This is a genomic window from Cognatundibacterium rugosum, assembly GCF_014284365.1.
Lineage (GTDB): Bacteria > Pseudomonadota > Gammaproteobacteria > Burkholderiales > Burkholderiaceae_D > Undibacterium > Undibacterium rugosum.
In genome coordinates this window covers 135,032-153,394 of sequence record NZ_JACOGG010000004.1, presented here as the reverse complement: position 1 = coordinate 153,394, position 18,363 = coordinate 135,032, and the positions used below count along the sequence as shown (strand labels likewise).

At 55.1% G+C, this 18,363-nt stretch carries 16 protein-coding genes; 14 read left to right on the top strand and 2 right to left on the bottom strand.

Features of this window, described 5'->3' with window-relative positions:
- Positions 1-24: 24 nt before the first annotated feature.
- Positions 25-4,005, bottom strand: a complete 3,981-nt coding sequence (locus H8K47_RS05360) for an AAA family ATPase (protein ID WP_186880396.1) — start codon at positions 4,003-4,005, stop codon at positions 25-27.
- Positions 4,002-5,222: an exonuclease SbcCD subunit D C-terminal domain-containing protein gene (locus tag H8K47_RS05355; RefSeq protein ID WP_186880395.1), complete on the bottom strand. Its 1,221-nt coding sequence runs from the start codon at positions 5,220-5,222 to the stop codon at positions 4,002-4,004. The genes H8K47_RS05360 and H8K47_RS05355 overlap by 4 nt, the downstream gene beginning before the upstream one ends.
- Before the next feature lie 137 nt (positions 5,223-5,359).
- Between H8K47_RS05355 and pxpB the strand changes: the two genes are divergently transcribed.
- The 14 genes from pxpB (at position 5,360) to H8K47_RS05285 (ending at position 18,210) form a co-directional block, all read left to right on the top strand.
- Positions 5,360-6,088, top strand: coding sequence for a 5-oxoprolinase subunit PxpB (pxpB, locus tag H8K47_RS05350; protein WP_186880394.1), 729 nt, complete (start codon positions 5,360-5,362; stop codon positions 6,086-6,088).
- On the top strand, positions 6,081-7,052 hold the full coding sequence (locus H8K47_RS05345; protein WP_186880393.1) for a 5-oxoprolinase subunit C family protein: 972 nt from the start codon (positions 6,081-6,083) through the stop codon (positions 7,050-7,052). The genes pxpB and H8K47_RS05345 overlap by 8 nt, the downstream gene beginning before the upstream one ends.
- Positions 7,009-7,737 carry a 5-oxoprolinase subunit PxpA gene (locus H8K47_RS05340; RefSeq protein ID WP_186880392.1) on the top strand — a complete coding sequence of 243 codons (729 nt, stop codon included), beginning with the start codon at positions 7,009-7,011 and terminating at the stop codon, positions 7,735-7,737. The genes H8K47_RS05345 and H8K47_RS05340 overlap by 44 nt, the downstream gene beginning before the upstream one ends.
- A gap of 46 nt (positions 7,738-7,783) precedes the next feature.
- On the top strand, positions 7,784-8,515 hold the full coding sequence (locus H8K47_RS05335) for a DUF969 domain-containing protein (protein WP_186880391.1): 732 nt from the start codon (positions 7,784-7,786) through the stop codon (positions 8,513-8,515).
- Entirely contained in the window at positions 8,512-9,495 is a 984-nt protein-coding gene (locus H8K47_RS05330; protein WP_186880390.1) for a DUF979 domain-containing protein, read from the top strand. Before H8K47_RS05335 ends, H8K47_RS05330 begins: the two co-directional genes overlap by 4 nt.
- Before the next feature lie 75 nt (positions 9,496-9,570).
- Complete coding sequence (pcp, locus tag H8K47_RS05325; protein ID WP_186880389.1) at positions 9,571-10,221, top strand: pyroglutamyl-peptidase I; 651 nt, start codon at positions 9,571-9,573, stop codon at positions 10,219-10,221.
- A 30-nt stretch (positions 10,222-10,251) separates the two neighbouring features.
- The gene (locus H8K47_RS05320; protein ID WP_186880388.1) at positions 10,252-11,247 is read left to right on the top strand and encodes a M20/M25/M40 family metallo-hydrolase; all 996 of its coding nucleotides are present in this window, start codon (positions 10,252-10,254) and stop codon (positions 11,245-11,247) included.
- Between the two features lie 211 nt (positions 11,248-11,458).
- Complete coding sequence (locus tag H8K47_RS05315; RefSeq protein ID WP_186880387.1) at positions 11,459-12,883, top strand: high affinity choline transporter 1; 1,425 nt, start codon at positions 11,459-11,461, stop codon at positions 12,881-12,883.
- Between the two features lie 79 nt (positions 12,884-12,962).
- Positions 12,963-13,337 (top strand): FmdB family zinc ribbon protein, encoded by a 375-nt coding sequence (locus H8K47_RS05310; protein WP_186880386.1) that lies wholly within the window; start codon positions 12,963-12,965, stop codon positions 13,335-13,337.
- A 48-nt stretch (positions 13,338-13,385) separates the two neighbouring features.
- The gene (locus H8K47_RS05305) at positions 13,386-13,988 is read left to right on the top strand and encodes a DUF502 domain-containing protein (RefSeq protein WP_186880385.1); all 603 of its coding nucleotides are present in this window, start codon (positions 13,386-13,388) and stop codon (positions 13,986-13,988) included.
- Between the two features lie 62 nt (positions 13,989-14,050).
- A complete protein-coding gene (gene aspS, locus H8K47_RS05300) occupies positions 14,051-15,856 on the top strand; it encodes an aspartate--tRNA ligase (protein ID WP_186880384.1) in 1,806 nt (601 codons plus the stop codon).
- 117 nt (positions 15,857-15,973) lie between these two features.
- On the top strand, positions 15,974-16,501 hold the full coding sequence (locus H8K47_RS05295) for a GNAT family N-acetyltransferase (RefSeq protein WP_186880383.1): 528 nt from the start codon (positions 15,974-15,976) through the stop codon (positions 16,499-16,501).
- Positions 16,502-16,626: 125 nt separating this feature from the next.
- A complete protein-coding gene (locus H8K47_RS05290; protein WP_186880382.1) occupies positions 16,627-17,424 on the top strand; it encodes a CsgG/HfaB family protein in 798 nt (265 codons plus the stop codon).
- A 309-nt stretch (positions 17,425-17,733) separates the two neighbouring features.
- Entirely contained in the window at positions 17,734-18,210 is a 477-nt protein-coding gene (locus H8K47_RS05285; RefSeq protein WP_186880381.1) for a cache domain-containing protein, read from the top strand.
- The last annotated feature ends 153 nt before the right edge of the window (positions 18,211-18,363 follow it).

Genomic DNA, 18,363 nt, shown 5'->3' with positions numbered 1-18,363 from the left:
GCTGCAATGACTGGCCAGCCAGCCTCAACTGACCGTGATGGCGCTTTTGCCACCGGACGCGCGTTGCACCAGTATGCGGGTAGCAATGCGTTCGGTCATTTCCTGTACATGAGAAATTACACCGACTTGTCGCCCTTGTGCCTGCAGTGAGTCGAGTGCATCCATCGCGATTTGCAAGGTGTCGGCATCCAGACTGCCGAAACCTTCATCGATAAACAGCGATTCGACCTTGACGCGCTGGCTCGATAAGGATGCCAGACCCAGTGCCAGCGCGAGCGAAGCCAGGAAGGATTCACCGCCTGATAGCGAGTGTACCGAACGCTGTTCATCCGCCATGTCCTGATCGATCACCATCATCGCCAGCGTATCTGGAATACGTTGTAAGCGGTAGCGTCGCGCCAGTTGTTGCAAATGGCGATTAGCATAGGCCAGCAAGACATCCAGCGTGATTTGCTGTGCATAATTGCGGAATTTTTTTCCGTCGGCAGAGCCGATCAGTTCACGCATCTGTTCCCACAAACGGGTTTGGTTTGTCTGCTGTTGCCACTCCCGCCGCAGGTCGTCGTTATGTGCGCGACGTGCATCGTCCTGACGCCGTTGCGCCAGGAGTTCGCTGTAGCTTTGCTGCGCCTGCTGCCACTGCTGTTGCAGACTGTGCGCATGCGCTTGCCATACCTGCTCCAAGGTTTGTTCAAAGGGAGGCTCCGCTGTGTGCTCCACCTTGTGCTCCACCGTGTGCACTGGCTGTTGCACGCCATTGGTCTCAATTGGCGCTGGAGAGCCGGGGCGTGACTGTTGATGGTGAGCGATTTGCTGGCGTCGCTCCGCCACAATGGTATTAGCCTGTAAACATGCGCTGTCTAGCGCTAGCAGCGCATCTCTTTCTGCTTTTATCCAGTCGCCGTCAAAGCGCAGCAAGTGTTCACACTGTGCATGTAAGTCAGCTAGTGTAGGCGGGGTGGACGGCGCTGCATCGTTGCTGACTGGTGTAGCGCTGCTTGGGTTCTCTTCCGCAGCAGGCTGAGTGTGGAGTAAATCCGCGTGTTGCAGCAGCCAGCTATCCAGCGCTTCAGCGGCGCTGCGCCAGGCTAGTTGCGTATCTTGCTGCTGTTGCTGCAGCAATTCAGTGGCCTGCTGCAAACGGATGAATTCCTGCTGTTGACGTTGTACCTGTTGTTGCTGCTGTTCGACTTGTTCACGACTCCGTTGTACTTGTTGTTGCAGTGCCTGTGCGACGACGTCAGTCGCTTGACCAGCCAGACAATGCTGACGTTGCTGCTGTTTTTGCCGCAGCAGGGCCTGTGCTTCCCGCGCTTGGTGCGTGCTGAGTTCTGACGCATGTTGTGCCGCTTCTTGCTGTTGTTGTGCCAGATCGCATGCATGGCTGGCATCCTGCAGACTGCGTTCCAACTCTTGTTGCTGCCGCTGTGATTGCTGCCACTGCGCGACCTGGGCGCGGCAGTGCGCATGGATCGCAGCTGCTGCCTGTTGCCATTGCACTTGCCACTGTATTTGCCATGTCGGCGTAGTGCGTTGCTGGCTCGCTTCCGCCGTATGCAGTGCACTCTGCATGGCAGCGTCAATTTGCTGTAAGTCCTGCTGTATATGTGCCGCATCCTGTTCACACTGTTGTCGCAAACCGTGCAGTTGCTGGATCAAGCGCTCGCGCGCCTGACTGCTCAGGCTCAGTTGTTCGCGGCACTGTATCTGCAGTTGTTGCTGGTTTTCCCATGCGGCCTGTTGTTGAGCGTGAAGCTGACTGGCCTGCTGCCATTGCTGCTCTTGTTGCTGCACATCCTGCTGATGCTGGCGCCATTGCGTGTGTGCTTGCTCCAGCCAGTGCTGCAACTGTGCACTGTGTTCCAGTCCGGGCAGTCGGGTATCTGGCTGCGGCTGGCACAACACCCAGTCCAGGTGCTGCATTTGCTGCCACTGGCTTTGTAATTTGCTGTGGATCAGTCTGGCATCTGTTTCATTCTGCTGTAATTCCTGCAGTCGCTGTGCACCGTGTTTCTGTTGCGCATTCAGGGTGGTGATCTGATCGCGGCTAACGGCTTCGCGCTGGCGACAGGCCTCCAGCGCTGACTGTAAGCCTGTCAGGGCATGATGCAGCCGGGTTTGTTGACCCTCCGCTGCATAGGGATGGCTGGCGCTGCCGCATACCGGACAAGCCTCGCCATCATGGAGGCCAGCGCGCAAACTTTCCACATCCTGAGCGCATGCGGTTTCCACGATGTTCAAGGCCTGCTGTGCCTGTAACGTGGCGGCTTGCAGCGCGGGCAGTTCGCTTTGCGCTTGCTGCAGTTGTGTGCTGGTATGCTGCTGCGTGTGTTGAGTCTGGCGCAGTTGCTGTTCCAGTTGCTGCAACTGCTGCGTACTTTGCTGCGCTTGTGACCCGCACAGGCTGAGCTCCTGCAGTTGCTGTTTTTCCTGCGACAGTTGTTGTGCTCTTTGCTGTAATGCCTGCTGATCCAGCGCTTCCAATGCCTGCTGGCTCGCCGCGCGTGCTGCTTGTGCCAGTTGCAGCGCCTGTCCGGCTTGCTGCGCCTGTTCTGCCGCATGGGCGTAATGTTGTTGCTGTTCGCTGAGTTGCTGCTCCAGTGTCTGCAGCGTTTGCTGATCCGCCAGTAAGCGCTTGTGCTGGTCTGCCGCCTGCTGCAATACGCGGTCTGCCAGTGGCCAGACTGTGACCAATGCCTGCCAGTGAGCGTGCTGCTGCAACCATTGCGTATTGTCTTGCAATTGCTGCTGCAATTGCTGCCGGCGTGCAGTCTGTTGTTGCAGGCTGAGTGTGGCCTGCTGCAGCGTCAAGCTGTGCTGCTGCTGACGTTCCTGTAACGGCTGTAACTGCGCTGCCTGCTGTGCGATCTCGCTATCGAGCTGGCGCGCCTGCTGCAATTCCGGTTGGTTTTGTTCCCATGCGGTCATGGCTTGCAGCGCACCTTGTTGTGCCTGCTCCAGCAGTTGCTGCGCGTCTTTGTTGCGTATGGCCGTGGCTTCGTGTTGTTGCAAAACTTCTTGCAACTGTTGGCTGCTGGTTTGGTATTGCTGTTGTCCGCGTTTTGCCTGCTGTCGCAACGGACGCGCCGCCTGCATGTGCTCCACCCGGCTCAGTGTGTGCTGGCGCGGCCGTGCAGCCTGCCAGGCTTGCAAAGCTTGCTGCGCCTGGCTGTCCGCCTGCGCTGCCTGCGCAGCCAGTGTTTGTGCGCTGTCCAGCCAACGCAAGGCAGCGTCTGCCTGTTCTTTGCGGCTATTCAGTTGCTGTACTGTGTGCTGGCTGTCTGTGAGTTGCTGATCGAGTACTGCGCGCTGTTCATCGCTGAGTCCGGCATTGTCGCTCAGGCGTTGGGTCAGACGATCCAGTGCTTCGCGTTCGGTCTTGGCGCGTTCATAGGCGCGGCGTGAAATATCGCGGTAGATCTGGCTGCCTGTCAGCATTTCCAGCAGCGCGCCACGTTCATCGTCTTCGGCTTTTAAGAAGCCGGAAAACTCGTTTTGTGCAAGCAGCACGGCGCGTGTGAATTGCTCAAATTCCAGGCCTATCCGCAAGCGGATTTCTTCTTTGACTTCGGTTTTTTTACCACCTATCGGCGTCAGCTCCGGCAAGCGGTGCAGGCTCATACTGGCCGCCTGCAATTTACCACTGGCTTTGTTGTAAGCGCGCTTAATGCTCCAGCGCGCGCGGTAGTGCAGCGCATCGATGCCAGCGAAATCGACTTCGGCATAGCCTTCACTGCAGCCCCGGCGTAACAGATTGCCGCCATCCTGCTGGGAAATCAGGTCTGCCCCGTCCGGTAAAACCTTGCCAGCAGCCGCACGCAACAGGCGTGGCGTGTTTTCATACAAAGCCATACACAGCGCATCGAGCAAGGTGCTTTTACCAGCACCGGTTGCACCGCTGATCGCAAATAAACCGGCCGAGGCCAGCGGCTCCTGTTGAAAATCAAGTGCAAATTCTCCAGCCAGCGAAGCCAGATTTTTGCCACGGATCGCCAGTATTTTCATTGTGCGGCTCCATGTATCAATTCATTCAAAGCCTGTCGTAATGCCAGCGGCGGCGCTTCCTGATACTGACTGTGATACAGGCGTTCAAACATCTCCTGCGGGCTCAGCTGTGCCAGTTCCTGCGTCGCGCTGAGTTCATCTTGTGCTCGTGTAGCTGTTGCATACGACACTTCTATGCGGACTAAGCGTACCGTCTTGCCCTCCAGTGCCTGCTCGACCAGACTGCGGATCGCAGGTTCCGGTTCTTGTAAGCGCACCCTTACCTGCAGATAAGGCGGATAGTCTGTCGCGGGCAAATCGAGCTGCCGCAGCGCTTCGAGTACCTGTGCCAGCGGCGCTGGTTGCGGCATCACGCGCAACATGGGGACTGTACGCGGCACCGGCAGCGGCGTGACGCTGGCAAGCTGCGCGCAGTCCAGATCGACGCGGAGTATCTGATGCAGATATTCCGTTTCAGCAAACGATAAAGCCAGTGGACTGCCGCAATAGCGTATGTGCTGTTGCTGGCTGACTTGTTGTGCCAGATGCAGATGGCCGAGTGCGACATAGGCGACGCGGCTATCGAAAATGCTGGCCGATAAAGCCTCGCTGCCACCGATCACGATACTGCGCTCAGAGGCGGCAGAAACCTGACCGCCGATCAGATGACAATGGCCCAGAGCCACAATCACCTGATCTTCTGTACGTAACTCCAGCGCACGCCGCTGTACTTGCTGATACAGCAGACCTATGCCTGCCATATACGGATCAGCTGCGTCCTCGACTCTTGGCACGTCGGACTGACGCAAAAACGGCAGCGCCAGTGCAAAAGCACGCGTGACGCCGTGGCGGTCGCGCAGCGGCAGGATCAGCTTGTCCAGATCGATGCTGCCATCCTGCAGGCGTGGCACAAAGCCGATTACATGGGTATTGAATTGCTCCAGCAAAGGCAGGGCCGATTCCAGCCGTCCCGGCGAATCATGATTACCCGCAATGACGACAATTTGTAAATGTGGCTGTATCGCTCTGGCCTGCTGCAGAAATCGGTAAAACATTTTCTGTGCTGCAGCTGATGGGTTGGCGGTATCAAACACGTCGCCCGCAATCAACAGACCATCAGCGTCCTGTGCCTGTATTTGCTGGCACAACCAGTCCAGAAAATGCTGATGCTCTGCGCTGCGGTCAAATTGCTGCAGAGTCTGGCCCAGATGCCAGTCAGAAGTATGTAAAAGTCGCAAAGGGATTTCCTGTGAAGACGGAGCCAGCCAAAACGGCTATTTTCGCATGCGTCAGTCAAATAAGACTAAAGCTGCGCCAAAAGCACAGGGGCTCTGTTAGCATCTTGGCTGATAGCGGATCGACCTGAAAGCACAATATGGCACCCAAAAAACAGACTGTGGCAGCGCGTAGCGGCTATCCGCCGGTACGGGCTTATTTGCTGGGAGAGGATGTCGCTGTCCTGCAGGCGGCAGCTCAGCCTGCCGCCACGCTGGCGATACAGCAAATCTGCTGGGTGCTGGCGGCCAGCTTGCGCGAACAGCCAGGCATCATCGAGGTGGTACCCGGTATGAATAACCTGAGCGTACGCTTCGACATCAGGCGTTATGACCCTGCGCAAATGCTGTCCGCCTTGCAGCAACAATGGAAAACGCAGAGTGCCGCTGCAGAAACTGTTTCGTACACAGCCTCTGCTGCCAGGCTGGTGCAGATACCGGTGCAATATGGCGGTAACGATGGGCCTGATCTGGAGCTGGTTGCCGCGCATTGCGGTATGTCGCCAGCGCAGGTGATTGCTGCTCATAGCGAGGCAGAATACCGGGTGTATTTTCTGGGATTCCAGCCGGGCTTTGCGTATCTCGGTGGTTTGCCTGCAGGTCTGGCCACGCCGCGCCGCGCCGAACCCAGACTCAGCGTACCAGCTGGCTCGGTCGGTATCGGCGGTGCCCAGACCGGCATTTATCCGGCTGCCAGCCCGGGGGGCTGGCAATTGATAGGACGCACTGCTACTACCTTATTTGATCCGGCACGCGCAGAACCCAGCCTGTTGCAAAGTGGAGATCTGGTGCGCTTTGTACCCGTCACGCGAGGAGCGGCGGATGCTTGAATTAATCAGGGCAGGATTGCACAACAGTGTGCAGGATCAGGGGCGTGAAGGTTTTCGTCATCTGGGTGTGGCGCAGGCTGGCGCATTAGATGCGGCTGCTTTGTGGCAGGCTAACCGGCTGGTTCAGAATGCGGGTGGTGCTGCGGGTCTGGAAATACTGACTGGCCCGGTGGTGATACGCTTTCATCGCGACAGCTGGATTGCGCTGACCGGTGCTGTGTTTCAGGCCAGTATCGAGGGCAGTCATCATAGCCAGCCCATCGCCAATGGCTGGCGTTCTCCAATACGTGCTGGCCAGGTTCTGCGTTTGCAGGGGCCAGTCAGCGGGCGCTGTGCTTATCTGGCGGTTGATGGGGGAATTGATGTTGCGCCAGTGATGGGATCACGCGCTACCGATTTTGCCGCTAAATTGGGTGGCCTGGATGGCCGGGCGCTCAGGAATGGCGACTGGCTCTCGACTGGCCCGGCCTATACGGGTGGACCACGGGTCGGTGTTTTACAGCGGTGCTGGACGCCGGAAATCCGTGTCTTGCGCGGTCCGGAGTTTGAGCAATTTGATGCTGCTGCGCAGGAAGCGTTTTTCAGGGGCGCCTGGCAAGTCAGTCCGCAAAGTAACCGCATGGGTTTCCGTTTGCAGGGTACGCCCTTGCAGCGCAGCGTACAACGGGATTTGCCTTCACATGCGGTGTTTCCCGGTGTGGTGCAGGTGCCGCCTTCCGGTCAGCCCATCGTACTGATGGCTGATGCACAGGCGACGGGTGGTTATCCGCGCATCGCGACGGTGATCGCCGCTGATATGTGGAAACTGGCGCAGGCGCAGAGCGGTGCACGCTTTTGTTTTGTGCAGACCGACAGGGACGGCGCGGCACTGGCCAGAAAACAATGGGAACAGGAGTTATATCGAATGGAGTGGAGTTTATATGGCAAAGGATTGGGACATAGACCTGAATGCAGATCTGGGTGAGGGCTGTGGCGATGATGAGGCGATACTGGCCTGTGTCAGTTCCGCCAATATCGCTTGCGGTGGACATGCAGGTGATGCGGACAGTATGCGCACCGCAGTCCGGGCTGCGCTTAAGCTGGGGGTGAAAATCGGCGCACATCCCTCGTTTGAAGACAGGCAGAATTTTGGGCGTTCGGAAATGCAGTTGCCGGCAGAAATAGTCTATGCACAGGTTTATGCACAAATCCGCGCTTTGCAGGCGATCTGTGCTGAACAAGGCGCCGAGTGTGTGCATGTGAAACCGCATGGTGCCTTATACAATCAGGCTGCGCGCGATCTGGCGCTGGCGCGGGTGGTGGTGAGTGCGATTCGTGACGCTGGCGCACATTTGTGCGTGGTCGGCTTGGCTGGCAGCGCGCTGATCACCGCTGCGCGTGAAGCGGGTATGCCGTTTGCGCAGGAAGCGTTTGCCGATCGCCGCTATAACCCGGATGGCAGCCTGATGTCGCGTCAACTGGCTGCTGCCGTGATCACGGACAATGCTGAAGCGCTGGCACAGGCGAAGCAAATGGTAGCCCATCACAGCGTTACCGCGCAGGATGGCAGCCGTTTAACACTGGAAGTCGACACCCTGTGTCTGCATGGTGACGGTGCGCATGCGCTGGCGCTGGCAAGGCAGTTGCGGGCCTGGCTGGACGCTGGCTGACACTGAACTTAAAAAAAGATAGAACTCAAAAAACAGGAGACAAAGTATGGAGATGCAGCAATGGCTGGCGCTGATTGGTATTCCGATTGTGGTGATCGGATTTGCCCTGCGTTTCAATCCGGTATTGGTGGTCACGCTGGCAGGTCTGGTGACTGGCCTCGCAGTCGGCATGGATTTCTGGCTCTTGCTGGAAACCTTTGGTGAAAAATTCCTGAATAGCCGTCAGTTGGCAAGTGCTTTGCTGATCTTACCGGTGATCGGTTTGCTGGAACGTTATGGCTTGCGCGAACGTGCCCAGGCCTGGGTGGCGGGCATACGCAGCGCTACCACGGGACGTATTTTGATGCTGTATTTTGTCGTGCGCGAAGCGAGTGCTGCGCTTGGTCTGTTAAGCTTGGGCGGGCATCCACAAACGGTACGCCCTTTACTGGCCCCGATGGCCGAAGGTGCGGCCCGCCATCAGCATGGTGAATTGCCGATGGCACTGCGTGAACGTATCGCAGCGCATGCGGCAGCTTGCGATAACGTGGCGCTGTTTTTTGGTGAAGACCTGTTTATTGCATTCGGCGCGGTCTTGCTGATGACCGCTTTTTTGAAAGAAAACGGTATCCATACGGTAGAGCCCTTAGCGATAGGTTTGTGGGGTGTACCAACCGCCTTATGCGCGCTGCTGATTCACCTGTTCCGCCTGTCACGGCTGGACGCTTCGATTGCGCGTGAAGTCTACGCCTGGCAGCAACAGCAGGGTGTGGCTGCTGCATCGGGAGGCGCCCAATGAAGGCCTGGATCAGTCTGCAAGTGGTGTTTTATCTGATCGGCCTGGTGGTGATGCTGATCGCATTCATGAGTTGGCGCGATGCGAGTAATCCGCGTCGCTGGAGCACAGGTTTATTCTGGTTTTTATTTGGCAGTGTCTTCATTGCGGGCGATGCGATGCAGGCCAACCTGGGTAAACCACTGACTTACCGCATCGTCGGTGGCATCGTACTGATACTGGCGCTGATCGCCGGTTGCAAAGGATTAGGCGCCGGTCAGCATACACAAAATATGACGGTGCGGTTGCGCAGCCGCATTGAAACCATAGGCAAAAAAATATTCTTGCCTGCGCTGGCGATACCGCTCATCACTGTGATCCTGACCCTCGCGGGAAAACAATGGCAACTGGCGGGCTGGCCGCTGCTGGATCAGGGGAATCTGACGCTGGCGTCATTGGTGCTGGCCAGTTTGTGCGCCTTGGCTGCGGCCTGTTGGCTGAGTCGCGATACGCCTTTGCAGGCGGTACGTGAAGCGCACCGCTTGGTCGATGCGATGGGCTGGGCGCTGATCCTGCCGCAATTGCTGGCCATGCTGGGCGGCGTGTTTGTGGCCGCGCATACCGGTCAGGCGATACAACAGCTGGTCAGTCTGTTGATACAGCCAGACAGCCGCCTCGGTCTGATCCTGATGTATTGCGGCGGGATGGCCTTGTTCACCATGATTATGGGGAATGCCTTCGCTGCGTTTCCGGTGATGACAGCGGGCATAGCACTGCCTTTCCTAATACAGGGTCAACATGCGAATCCGGCAGCAGTCGTGGCGATAGGGATGTTTTCCGGCTACTGCGGCACATTGATGACGCCGATGGCGGCGAATTTTAATATCGTACCGGCCGCGCTGCTGGAACTGCGTGATCAGTATCAGGTCATCAAAATCCAGATACCGACTGCATTGGCCGTGTTGGCTTGCAATGTGATGCTGATGTATGGTCTGGCTTTTTAGGGCAGACTTCGATCACACTACGTTGGTGTGAAGCCACTCTCCAATTCACGTTAACAATTGACAGGATAGTCCAGGATGAAAAAAATACTGATGACAGGCTTTGATCCCTTCGGGGGGGAGACCAGCAATCCTTCGTGGGAAGCCGTCTCGCAACTGGACCAAAGCCTGATTGCGGGCAGCCATTGCATCGTAGGGTTGCAATTGCCGTGTGAATTTGAGGCTTCGCTCAGCGTACTCAATGCAGCACTGCATGCGCTGCAGCCTGAGATCGTAATCGCCGTCGGACAGGCGGGTGGACGCTGTGATCTGAGTGTGGAGCGGGTGGCTATTAATCTGATCGATGCCAGAATTGCAGACAATGCGGGTGCACAGCCGATTGATATTCCGGTGGTGCCGGGTGGACCCGCCGCTTATTTTTCCAGCCTGCCGCTCAAAGCCATTGTGCAGGCGCTGCAGTTGCAGGGCTTGCCCGCTTCGGTGTCGAATACGGCGGGTACCTACGTGTGTAACCATGTGTTTTACGCGCTGATGCATTTCGCGAGTCAGCATCCGGCGTTGCGTAGCGCGGGCTTTGTGCATATCCCGTTTATGCCTGAGCAGGCCGTGCGTCATCCCGGGCAGCCCAGTATGAGTTTGTCGCAGGTCATGCTGGGACTGCGCCTGATCGCTGAAACAGCGGTCGCGGTCAGGCAGGATGTGCGCATGAGTGCCGGTACGACGCACTAATTTTTTCTTACGATAATCAGGATAGCTAAGATGTGTTCCTATCATTTTGTAGAGCATGGCTTGCGCAGCATAGGGCGTCATTGTGCAGCGCTGATCTGCTTGGGGCTGGCAGGTTTGGCCGGGCAGGTACAGGCGCAGCAGGCTGAGGTGCCAGACAACACGCCATCCGTGCAGACGCAATTAATGCAGGATCTGTACACACTGGCCGCGCCGGAGATGGCAGGGCGTGCGACCGACACGGCAGGCAGCCGGCAGGCAGCGGCCTGGATTATTCGGCGGCTGGAGCAACTGAGGCTGCGTCCTTGTGGCGCGGATTTTATTCAGGATTTCCGTTTCACTTTGCGTGGGCAGGATAAGCAGGGCAGAAACATTCTGGCTTGTCATGCAGGCAGTGCGCCGGATCATGCCAGCCGGCCGATGCTGTTATTGTCTGCTCATTATGATCATCTGGGCGTACACAATGGGAAAGTCCATCCTGGCGCAGATGACAATGCTTCCGGTGTGGCAGCCTTACTCGCGATTGCAGCCGGATTACAGACTCAGCCCTTACAGCATGACGTTGTGTTGGCATTCTTCGATGCAGAAGAGCTGGGGCTGCAGGGCGCAAAGGCGCTGGTCGCCCGGCCCGTGCTGGATTTGCAGCGGGTGGCGCTGAATATCAATCTGGACATGGTCGGGCGCGGCGATCGTGGGGAATTGTATGCGAGTGGCAGTTACCACACGCCAGCCCTGCGTGAATTGATGCTGTCTTTGCCCGCCTCGCCGGATTTGCGCCTGAAGCTGGGGCACGACAGGCCTGAGCAGGGCCAGGATGACTGGACCACGCAGTCCGACCACTATCCCTTATTCCGGGCCGGGATACCGTTTTTGTACTTTGGCGTTGAAGACCATGCGGATTACCACCAGCCGGGTGATACGCCGGACAAAATCCAGCCCGCCTTTTATCAGGCTGCGGTCAATCTGATCGCCCAGGCGCTCAGGGCGGCGGATCAGCGGATATTACACGGTGGGTTGCAAGGTCGTTGACAGGTTCAGAAAAAGGATGCCGCATCACTTGAAGTGAAGGGCACACCCGGCTGAGGCCGGATTGGTGGTATCTGGGTATTTAGAAAACTAATTCGTGGTTTTAGCGACAAAATCCTTTAACTGCTTTCTAAAGCCCCGCTTACTTAGGTCTATAATGCGCGCTGCAAAAAAAAGCGGGTTTTTTTATTGAACTATTGGTACTCACGCCTACATGAACACACTTATCTGGTTTGTCATCCTATATTGGGTGATTTCGGTCGGTATCGGCTTATATGCTGCGCGCTATGTCAATAACTCCAAAGACTTCGCTGTCGCTGGCCGCTCGCTGCCTATGTATGTGGTGACTGCCACCGTGTTTGCGACCTGGTTCGGCTCCGAGGCGGTACTGGGGATTTCGTCTACCTTCGTCAAAGAAGGGCTTAAGGGCGTGGTGGCAGATCCGTTTGGCTCATCCATGTGTCTGATACTGGTTGGTTTATTCTTTGCCAAACCACTGTATCGCATGAACTTGCTGACCATCGGTGATTATTACCGCAATAAGTTCGGACGCGCGGTTGAAATATTGGTCACCCTGTGTATCGTGGTATCTTACCTGGGCTGGGTCGCCGCACAGATCAAGGCGCTGGGGCTGGTGTTCAACGTGGTGTCCGGCGGCTACATTCCTATGGATGTGGGCATGATCATCGGCGCTGCCAGTGTGTTGATCTATACCCTGATGGGCGGGATGTGGTCGGTCGCGATCACCGATTTTTTGCAAATGATTATCATCGTGGTCGGCATGGTCTATATAGGCTGGGAGGTATCGGGCATGGTCGGTGGTGCCGGTGTTGTGATAGAACATGCGGCGAATGCCGGTAAATTTGAGTTCTGGCCCGCCCCGGGCGCGCGCGAAATGCTGTGGTTCTTCGCCGCCTGGATAACGATGATGCTGGGCTCTGTACCGCAGCAGGACGTATTCCAGCGTGTGGCCTCATCAAAAAATGAAACTATCGCCGGACGTGCTTCGGTACTGGGCGGCTTATTGTATTTCGGTTTTGCGTTTATCCCTATGTTCCTGGCCTACTCGGCCACGCTGATCGATCCCTCCATGGTGGCCAGCCTGATCGACAAGGATTCCCAGCTGATTTTACCTACCCTGATCATGACCAAGGTGCCTATGCTGGCGCAGGTGATGTTCTTCGGTGCGTTGTTGTCCGCGATTAAAAGCTGTGCCAGTGCGACCTTACTCGCACCATCGGTTACGTTTTCAGAAAATATCCTGAAGCCGTTTTTTCCGCAGCAAAGTGATAAGCAATTTCTGCGCATGATGCGTATTGTGGTCTTGCTGTTCACGGCGGTGGTGACCTTGTTTGCGATGAATACGGAATCCAGTATTTATAAGATGGTGGAGAACGCGTATAAAGTCACGCTGGTGGCGGCCTTCGTACCGCTGGCTTTTGGCTTGTACTGGAAACGCGCTACCGCGCAGGGCGGCCTGGTTTCTATCCTGCTTGGTCTGAGCAGCTGGATTGTGCTTGAAATTACTGCGCCGGAAGGCTTTTGGCCGCCACAGCTGGTGGGGGTAGTGATGAGTATGGCGGGTATGCTACTGGGTTCGATCTTGCCACAATATACACGGCAAGCGGCGGAAGTCTGAGCCAGGCTTGATGCAATGCGCAAATTTTCCGGTAAAACCTTTATAATTCAGGGTTTTATCAGTTTTTTAGGGCGAGAGTATGCCGATTTACGCTTATCGTTGCGAACAGTGTGGTTTTGCCAAAGATGTATTGCAAAAGATTTCTGATGCGCCGCTGACTGACTGTCCTGAGTGTGGCAAGTCTGCATTTAAGAAGCAGGTGACTGCGGCTGGTTTTCAGCTCAAAGGTAATGGCTGGTATGTGACCGATTTCCGGGGTGGCTCGGGTGGATCGGGTGCTTCAGGCACATCAGGTGAGTCTGCCAGTGTGCCTGGTACGTCTGCACCTGCCGTTTCCGGTGAAGTGAAAACTGCGGCACCGGCTGCCGCGTCTACCACAGCGCCTGCTGCAACCGCGACCTCAGCGACAACAGCCGCGGCCAGCACCAGCTCCGGCTCTGCCGAAACTGCTTAAGCACAGGCTGCAGCGACTGAATTTTTTGATCAACATAGAATGTTCACCATGCGTAAATATTTCCTGACGGGCTTACTGATTTTGGTTCCACTGGCGATAACGCTGTGGGTGCTGCATGCCATTATCAGCACCATGGATCAGTCGTTGTTGTTATTGCCACCACAATGGCGTCCGCAAGAGTTATTCGGTTTTCAGGTATTGGGCTTCGGTGCGGTACTGACGGTGCTGATCATTTTCCTGACCGGTTTGCTGGCGCAGAACTTCATCGGTAATTACGTCGTGCGGGTTTGGGAAGGCTTGCTCAACCGCATCCCTATCGTGAATTCGATTTACTCCAGCGTGAAACAGGTATCAGACACGCTGTTTTCTTCGTCCGGCAATGCCTTTCGCAAAGCTGTGCTGATTGAGTATCCGCGTCAGGGTTCCTGGAGCATCGGTTTTCTGACCGGTGTACCAGGTGGCGATGTGGTCAATCATCTCAAAGGCGATTATGTCAGCGTGTATGTACCAACTACACCGAATCCGACTTCGGGCTTTTTCCTGATGGTGCCTAAGGCAGATGCTATAGAACTCAATATGAGTGTGGATGAAGCACTCAAATACATCGTTTCCATGGGCGTGGTGGCTCCCGAGCATCAACCACCAAAATAAGATAGCGCGGAATTTCGCGCTTCCTACACATTATTAATTTTGAAAACAGACAGGTAAGAAATATGTCCATGCGTACCCATTACTGTGGCCTCACTACTGAGGAATTACTCGGCCAAACCGTCAGCCTGTGCGGCTGGGTGCATCGTCGTCGTGATCACGGCGGTGTGATTTTCATCGATCTGCGCGACCGTGAAGGTCTGGTGCAGGTGGTTTGCGATCCGGATCGCGCGGATGTGTTTGCCGCTGCTGAAACTGTACGTAATGAATACTGCCTGCGCATCACCGGTCTGGTGCGTGCACGCCCTGAAGGCACTGGCAATGCAAATCTGAAATCCGGCAAGATCGAAGTGCTGGCGCATCAGGTTGAAATCCTGAATGCGTCCGTTACGCCACCATTCCAGCTGGATGATGACAACCTGTCTGAAACCACCCGTCTGACCCACCGCGTACTGGATTTGCGTCGTCCACAGATGCAAAACAATCTGCGTCTGCGCTACAAAGTGGCGATGGAAGTACGTAAGTTCCTGGATGCGAACGGCTTCATCGACATTGAAACACCGATGCTGACCAAATCGACACCGGAAGGCGCCCGTGATTACCTGGTGCCATCGCGTGTGAACGCCGGTGAATTCTTCGCTTTGCCACAATCCCCGCAATTGTTTAAGCAATTGCTGATGGTCGCTAACTTTGACCGCTACTATCAGATCACCAAGTGCTTCCGTGACGAAGATCTGCGTGCAGACCGTCAGCCTGAATTCACCCAGATCGACTGCGAAACATCCTTCATGTCTGAGCAGGAAATCCGTGACATGTTCGAAGGCATGATCCGTCTGGTGTTCAAAAACACGCTGAACATCGATCTGCCTGACCCATTCCCGGTCATGGAATATGCAGAAGCCATGGGCCTGTATGGTTCCGATAAACCGGATATGCGCGTCAAACTGAAGTTCACAGAACTGACCGACGTGATGAAAGATGTCGACTTCAAAGTCTTCTCCGGTGCAGCCAATATGCACAATGGCCGCGTGGTTGGTATGCTGGTACCGGGCGGCGCTAACATGCCACGTTCCGAGATCGACGCTTACACCCAGTTTGTCGCGATTTACGGCGCTAAAGGTCTGGCCTACATCAAGGTCAATGAACTGGCAAAAGGCCGTGATGGTCTGCAATCGCCTATCGTTAAAAACATCCACGACGCTGCGCTGACCCAGATTCTGGAACGCACCGGCGCGAAAGATGGCGATCTGATTTTCTTCGGTGCCGACAAAGCCAAGGTCGTCAACGATGCGATCGGCGCACTGCGCGTGAAAATCGGTCACAGTGAATTCGGTAAATCCAATGGCTTGTTCGACGACGTCTGGAAGCCACTGTGGGTGATCGACTTCCCTATGTTTGAACATGATGAAGAAAACGACCGCTGGGCCGCTGTGCATCATCCTTTCACTGCACCGAAAGATGGTCACGAAGATTTGATGGAAACTGATCCGGGCAAATGTATCGCTAAAGCCTATGACATGGTTCTGAACGGTTGGGAACTGGGTGGCGGTTCTGTGCGTATTCACCGTGCTGACGTACAAAGCAAGGTATTCCGCGCTCTGAAGATCAGCGATGACGATGCAAAACTGAAATTCGGCTTCCTGCTGGACGCTCTGCAATACGGCGCGCCTCCACACGGTGGTCTGGCTTTCGGTCTGGACCGTATCGTGACCATGATGGCAGGTGCTGAGTCTATCCGTGACGTGATCGCTTTCCCGAAAACACAACGTGCACAAGACTTGCTGACCCATGCACCGTCTCCGGTCGATGAAAAACAACTGCGTGAACTGCACATCCGTTTGCGCGCTGCTGAACCAGCCATCAAGGCCTGATGCAGCTTCTCCTGCTGATCTGAAGCAGGATAGCTCCAATAAAAAAGCGCGGATGATGTCCGCGCTTTTTTTTCAGGCTGAGAGAGTGATTCACATGTAAAGAACAAGGAAATCAGAATGGCGACCACATGGACATTACGCAGCGCAGTCCCTGGTGATGCAAACCGGCTGGCCGTGCTCGCAGCGCAGGTCTGGACGCATACTTACTGCAAGCAGGGCATTAATCAGGACATCGCTGCATATGTGTTGAACAGCCTGACGCCTGCTGCTTTTCTGGTGATGCTGCAGCAACCGCAACTGCGCCTGACTGTGGCGGAGCAGGATGGATTTTTGCTGGCTTATGCTTTGATTGATACCGAGAGTTGTGCCAGTCTCAGCGATGCTGAGCGTGCGCAGCCTACTTATGGCGTGGAATTGGCAACCCTGTATGTGCAGGCACATGCGGCCGGGCAGGGCATAGGCAGCACCTTGTTACATCATGCAGAGCAGTTGGCAGCGAGCCAACAAGCGCGGCTATGGCTCAAGGTCAACGCGCAGAATGACCGGGCGATCCGTTTTTATGAACAACATGCTTATCAGCGCTTAGGTGACTGGTATTTTGAGCTTGGCGAGGGGCGTTATCTGAATTACCTGATGGGGCAATAGCAAACGGCGCAGGGGATGAAATCGGATGTAAGATGAAAGTTACAATTTTTACATATAGAAAAGATCACTTTTTGCTTTGCTTAGTGTAAATTTCCCGTTTTCTAATGCTACTCAGGATCGGATACATGACGCTGCGCACCACTACCCCGTATCATATTGGCTTATGCCTGACTGCCGTGCTCGCATTGAGTGCCTGCGGTGAGAAAAAAACCGAGCTAGGACAAGGCTCGTCTGAGGTCACAGGCTCAGCCGGTCCGGCGGGAGCCAAGGGAGCCAGCAAATCCCTGACACAATGTACAGCGCCAGTCGCTACGCTGGCACTGGTCGAAAATCCCAATGGTTACACCTTACAGAGCTCCTATAACCTGCCAACTTCGCCGGTGCCGCTGATCCGTTTGCTGGCACAGCAAAGCGGCTGCTTCAGGGTAGTGGACCGCGCTTCCGGTTTAAAGTCTGTAATACAGGAACAGGATTTGCAGGCGCAAGGCATCATACGCAAGAACACCACGGTGCATAAGGGCAAAGGCTATGAAGCGCAATACACCATGATCCCTAGCCTGACGTTTTCCGAAAGCCGCGCCGGTGGTGGTATCGGTGCCATTATGGGCATGATCCCTTTCCTTAAAAATTTCACAGGTTATGCCGAAAAAGTCACTTTCAAAGAGGCGCAAGTTGCCTTGCTGCTAACTGATAACGAAACCACAGAGCAAATTGCAGCGGCGACCGGGGCCGCCAAATCCACCGATCTCGGCATGGGTGGCCTGAGCTTCGGTGCGGGCGGTGGCGGTCTGGGCGCAGGCTGGAGTAATACCAACGAAGCCAAAGTCATCGTGGCCGCTTTTCTGGATGCGCACAATAAGCTGGTGAGCCAGGTGCAGCATTTACAGAGCAAGGAATTACCGCCTGCAGTACCGAAAAAATAAGCGAAACATATAGCCACTAAAAGGCTGACAGTTTGTGCGGTCAGCCTTTTAGTTATGTTGTACTTGAGTCAGTTCCAGTCTGTAATAAGGGGAGAATATTTTTGCATTGCACAGTAGTGCAGGCGATGGACTGAAATCTGCTGGCTGTTGAATTTGTGCGAAAAAATGAGGTGATCATTTTTTAAAAAAATATTGCGCTGCATTAAGTTAAGTATTGTCAATTCTCCATACTCCCCTTATTTTCCTGATGGAAAGTGCTATAACACACACATCAAGCCAATTGATTGTTTCGCACTGTTAGGAGCCCCTATGAAATTACGTTCCGCCTCTCTCGTCGCCAGTACTTTTATCGCTGTTTTCTTTTCCGGATTGGCCTGCGCAGCCGAACATGGCAGTGAAGCCGACGCGCAGAAAATGGTCAAAGACGGCGTCGCACTGGTGAAATCTGCCGGTGCTGACAAAGCCTATAAAACCTTTACCGAACATCCTGACGGGGCTTTTAAAGACCATGACCTGTATGTGTTTGCCTATGATTTTGAGGGTAATTGTCTGGCCCAGGGAGCGAATGCGAAGATGGTCGGGAAGAATTTATTAGGCATGAGAGATGTGGATGGCAATGCCTTCATCAAGGGCATGATAGACATGGTTAAAGCTTCGGGTAAAGGCTGGTATGGGCCCTATAAATTCAATAACCCGGCCACCCAGTCTTATGAGCTGAAAAAATCCTATTGTGAGCGTGGTGCAGGAGACAGCATGCTATGCGTGGGCGTCTACGCATCTAAATAAAAGGACTGACGTAAATCTGCTCCAGCTGCGTTTTGGCTCCTTGTCGTACTTAGCGTACTGCCTGCGTCGCCAAGCCTTGCCGGGACAATTTTTCGTAATTCCTCAATAGCAATCAAAATGAGAGTTGGCATGGCGTCTCATCAGCGCCATGCT